A 4,976-nucleotide genomic window follows, 5' to 3' on the forward strand; every position below is an offset into this window, starting at 1 on the left:
CGCGTCGTCCCGCCCGCGGGCCGGCAACCCCTTGATGTCTGGCAGCACGCGCGAGGTTGCCGGCCAGCGGCTGGCACTACCGGGTTCACGCTCATTCCTCCGGCGACGGTGGATTCGACGCCAGCAGTTCCAGATGGCGCTGCTCCATTTCCTGGCGCAACTGGCGGCGGATCAATGCGGCTGCCTGGCGGCGCTTCTCGTCCGACGTGACCGGCTGCAATGACGGCACCGGCGTTGGCCGGCCTTCCTCATCCACGGCCACCATGGTGAAGAAGCAGCTGTTGGCATGGCGCACGCTGCGCTTGAGGATGTCCTCGGCCACCACCTTGATGCCGATCTCCATCGACGAGGTGCCGGTGTAATTCACCGAGGCCAGGAAGGTGACCAGCTCGCCCACCGCGATGGGCTGGCGGAACATCACCTGGTCCACCGACAGGGTGACCACGTAGCTGCCGGCGTAACGGCTGGCGCAGGCGTAGGCGACCTGGTCGAGCAGGCGCAGGATGGCGCCGCCGTGGACCTTGCCGGAGAAATTGGCCATCTCCGGCGACATCAGCACGGTCATGGACAGCTGGTGGGTTTTCAGTTCGGTCGACATGGGGCGATTGTATCGGCAACCGGTAGTGCCGGCCGCTGGCCGGCAACCACGCGATTGTTCCCGGAGGCCATGAAAAAGCCGGCCAGCGGCCGGCTCTACCAGAAGCAGAAGGGCCGCGTGAGCGGCCCTTCGTGTTTCTTACTTCAGCTTCGCATCGGCGCGCAGGGCGGCGGCGCGGTCGGTCTTCTCCCAGGAGAAGGCCGTGGCGTTGACGGTCTCGCCTTCGCCGTTGAGGTAGCTGAACTCCTTCGGCTTGCGGCCGAAGTGGCCGTAGGCCGCGGTCTGCTGGTACATCGGGTGCACCAAGTCCAGCATCTTGATGATGCCGTACGGGCGCAGGTCGAAGTGCTTGCGGATCAGCTTCTCGATCTTGTCGTCGCTGATCTTGCCGGTGCCGAAGGTGGTGACCGAGATCGAGGTCGGCTCAGCCACGCCGATGGCGTAGGAGACCTGCACTTCGCAACGGTCGGCCAGGCCGGCGGCAACCACGTTCTTGGCGACGTAGCGGGCCGCGTAGGCCGCCGAACGATCGACCTTGGACGGGTCCTTGCCGGAGAACGCGCCACCACCGTGACGGGCCCAGCCGCCGTAGGTGTCGACGATGATCTTGCGGCCGGTCAGGCCGCAGTCGCCCACCGGGCCGCCGATCTCGAACTTGCCGGTCGGGTTGATGTGGAACTTGGTGCCCTTGTGCAGCCACTTGGCCGGCAGCACCGGCTTGATGATCTCTTCGCGGACGGCCTCGATGAGGTCCTTCTGCTTGATGCCCGGGGCGTGCTGGGTCGACAGGACCACGGCGTCGATGGCCGAGACCACGCCGTTTTCATAGCGCAGGGTGACCTGGCTCTTGGCGTCCGGGCGCAGCCACGACAGCGGCGAGTTCTTCTTCTTGCGGATCTTGGCCTGCTGCTCGACCAGGCGGTGCGACAGGTGGATCGCGGCCGGCATGTAGCTGTCGGTCTCGTTGGTGGCATAGCCGAACATCAGGCCCTGGTCGCCAGCGCCCATTTCTTCCGGCTTCTTGCGGTCCACGCCCTGGGCGATGTGCGGCGACTGCTTGCCGATCAGGTTCAGCACGCCACAGGTGGCGCCGTCGAAGCCGACGTCGGAGCTGTCATAGCCGATGTCCACGATGACCTTGCGGGTCAGCGCTTCCAGGTCGATCCAGGCGCTGGTGGTGATTTCACCGGCCACAATGGCAACACCGGTCTTGACCATGGTCTCGCAGGCCACGCGGGCGCGCTGGTCCTGGGTCAGGATCGCGTCCAGCACCGCATCGGAGATCTGGTCGGCAACCTTGTCCGGATGGCCTTCGGAGACCGACTCGGAGGTGAAGAGATAGCTGGACATCAGGCGTAATATCCCTTGATTCGGATGGAAAGATGGGCGCGAATGATACACGGGGTGCGCCGCCTGTGCATTGTGAACCTGTACCGGTTGCCGGTGGTTAAGCCCGCGTAGGCCCGGCAGGGGCCGTCCGGCCGGGATTGGGGCTCAGCCTCGAGGCCCAGTGTTCCACCAGCGTGACAACGCAGCGGGCGGCTACCGGCCCCGACTGCGCGGGCCACCTCGCTCGCCCCAGGACCGGCCAGCCGTCATCGTTCTGCCCCAAAACCGCCATCTGGCTGCCGCCTGCCGGGCGCAGGCTGTCGGCCAATCCGGCCGCCGGGCATGAGTGGATCCGCCATGCAGGAACTTGAACAGCGTCTCCAGCAACGCTTCCCCGATTGGTTCCATGGTCGCCGGGGCCAACTGGCGCGGCCGTTGCTGCGCAGCGTCGGTCGCTGGTCGCGGCTGGACCAGATCGAAGCCTTCCTGCAGCGCAGCTCAGGCCTGCGTGGCTTCGGCTTCGTCGCCGCCGGCCTGGAGTTCATCGACGGCCAGTACCAGGTGGACCCGGCCGCGCTGGCCAGGATCCCGGCCACCGGCCGCCTGCTGATCGTCGCCAACCATCCCTCCGGGGCACTGGATGCCCTGGCCCTGCTGGACGCGGTCGGCCGCATCCGCCGTGACGTGCGGATCGTGGCCAACGACCTGTTGGGGGCAATCGCGCCACTGCAGGACCTGCTGCTGCCGGTACGCATCCTCGGTGGCAAGGCCCAGCGTGGCAGCCTGCATGCCGTCGAAGAGGCGCTGGCCGCCGAGCAGTGCGTGATCGTGTTCCCGGCCGGCGAGGTCTCGCGGCTGTCGCTGCGCGGCATCCGTGATGGTCGCTGGCAGCGCGGTTTCGTCCGCTTTGCCCGTGCCGCTGGCGCGCCGGTGCTGCCGGTGCGTGTGGAGGCGCGCAACTCGGCGCTGTTCTACGGCGCCTCGACCCTGTTCAAGCCGGCGGGCACCGCGCTGCTGGCGCGCGAGATGTTCACCCGTCGTGGCCGTCCGCTGCGGCTGAGCATCGGAGAGCCGATGCAGCTGGGCAAGGGCGGCGACCCGGGCGCACAGCTGCTGGCGGTGCGCCGCGCGCTGTATGCGCTGGGCCGTAATGGGGCCGCGGGCGATGCAGCTGCTGTAGCAGGCCCCGAGCCGCTGGCGTCCCCGGTGCCGCCTTCACAGGTGGCCGCAGGCATCGCCGCGGCGACCCAGCTGGGCCAGACCGCCGACGGCAAGCAGATCCTGCTGGCGACCTGTACCGCCGATTCGCCGCTGCTGCTGGAGCTGGGGCGTCTGCGCGAGCTGACCTTCCGCCAGGTAGGCGAGGGCACCGGGCGCAGCCGCGATCTGGATGATTACGATCCGCGGTACGAACACATCGTGATATGGGACGCCGCCGCGCAGCGCATCGCCGGCGCCTACCGGATCATGCGTGGTGCCCACGCGCTGGCCCGGCACGGCCTGTCCGGGCTCTACAGCGCGTCGCTGTTCCGCTATTCCGACGATGCCATCACCCACATCGCCGAAGGCCTGGAACTGGGCCGCAGCTTCGTGGTGCCTGATTACTGGGGCAGCCGCAGCCTGGACTACCTGTGGCAGGGCATCGGCGCCTACCTGCAGTGCCGGCCCGGCATCCGCTACCTGTTCGGCGCCGTGTCGATCAGCGCAGCACTGCCACGCGATGCACGCGAGCAGCTGGTGGCGTACTACCAGCGCTACTACAGCGGTACCGCCGGCCTGGCCGAATCGAACCGCCCGTTCCAGTACTTCGCCGCGCCGCCAAGTTTCGGCGAGCTGGATGCAGGTGCCGCGTTCGATGTGCTCAAGGCCAACCTGGCCGCACTCGGCACTGGCGTGCCGACGCTGTATCGCCAGTACACCGATCTGTGCGAACCCGGTGGCGCCCGTTTCCTTGCCTTCGGTGTCGACCCGGACTTCAGTGATTCGATCGACGGCCTGATTGAAGTGGACCTGTGCGCGATCAGGCCGAACAAGCGCAAACGCTACCTGCGCGATGCGGGGACGCCGGCATGAGCGCGCTGGCGAACCTGTCGCCGCACCGGCGCGCAGTGTTCGTCTCCGACGTGCACCTGGGGTCACGTCATTGCCATGCCACCGAGCTGGCGAGGTTCCTCTCGCAGCTGCGCTGCGAACGGTTGTACCTGGTGGGCGACATCATCGACCTGTGGTGGATGGCGCATCGCCGCGCCAACTGGCGCCAGTCGCACAGCGAAGTCATCCAGGCCCTGCACGCGCTGCGCCGTGCCGGGACCGAGATCGTCTACATCCCCGGCAACCATGACGCGTCACTGCGCCACGTGTGCGGGCTGATGCTGCCAGCGATGCAGGTGCGCCGTCGCGCCATCCATGTGACCGCCGATGGCCGTCGCCTGCTCGTTGCGCATGGGGACGAGTACGACGGCGTGACCCACTTCGGTGGCCTGCAGGAAAAGTTCGGTGACTGGCTGTACTACCGCATCCTGACCGGCAACCAGGCGTTGAATGCGGTGCGGCGGCTGCTGGGGATGCGCTACTGGTCGCTGTCGGAGTTCCTGAAGAAGCGCAGCGGTGCGGCCGAACGCTACATCGAACGCTTCGTGCAGGCCGGGCTGGACGACGTGCGGCGGCGCGGACTGGATGGCATCGTCTGTGGCCACATCCATCGCGCGGCGCTGATCGAGCGCGATGGCCTGGTCTATGCCAACGACGGCGACTGGGTGGAGAGCCTGACCGCGCTGGCCGAAGACCATGATGGCGCGCTGCGCCTGCTCGACCACAATGGCCAGACCCTGGTGGAACTGCCGGGCGCGCGCATCAAGCAAGCGGCTTGACCCACTCTTGTAGAGTCGAGCCATGCTTGTATGTTCCTCCCGGCTCCTACGCGGTATGTAGGAGCCAGGGTGGAGGGACCGTCAAGCATGCATCTGCGGATACTAGCCGACAGACGAGTCGAGCGATCCCCATCCCGCACACGAACGTCGATAAAGGATCGTACGGCCCCCAAAGGGGA

The 4,976-nt window shown here is 67.2% G+C and carries 4 protein-coding genes; 2 read left to right on the plus strand and 2 right to left on the minus strand.

Annotated features, from left to right (window positions below; all coding sequences use genetic code 11):
- Positions 1-91: 91 nt before the first annotated feature.
- A complete protein-coding gene (locus tag V3B48_RS17835) occupies positions 92-598 on the minus strand; it encodes an acyl-CoA thioesterase (protein ID WP_049399791.1) in 507 nt (168 codons plus the stop codon).
- A 138-nt stretch (positions 599-736) separates the two neighbouring features.
- The gene (gene metK, locus V3B48_RS17840; RefSeq protein WP_012510070.1) at positions 737-1,948 is read right to left on the minus strand and encodes a methionine adenosyltransferase; all 1,212 of its coding nucleotides are present in this window, start codon (positions 1,946-1,948) and stop codon (positions 737-739) included.
- A gap of 336 nt (positions 1,949-2,284) precedes the next feature.
- Here metK and V3B48_RS17845 point away from each other — a divergent pair, with 336 nt between their 5' ends.
- Positions 2,285-4,000: a lysophospholipid acyltransferase family protein gene (locus V3B48_RS17845; protein ID WP_164079793.1), complete on the plus strand. Its 1,716-nt coding sequence runs from the start codon at positions 2,285-2,287 to the stop codon at positions 3,998-4,000.
- Positions 3,997-4,797, plus strand: a complete 801-nt coding sequence (locus V3B48_RS17850; protein WP_032129692.1) for a UDP-2,3-diacylglucosamine diphosphatase — start codon at positions 3,997-3,999, stop codon at positions 4,795-4,797. The genes V3B48_RS17845 and V3B48_RS17850 overlap by 4 nt, the downstream gene beginning before the upstream one ends.
- Positions 4,798-4,976 lie beyond the last annotated feature (179 nt).

It is taken from the genome of Stenotrophomonas sp. SMYL20, assembly GCF_036320045.1.
Taxonomy (GTDB): Bacteria; Pseudomonadota; Gammaproteobacteria; order Xanthomonadales; family Xanthomonadaceae; genus Stenotrophomonas; species Stenotrophomonas maltophilia_A.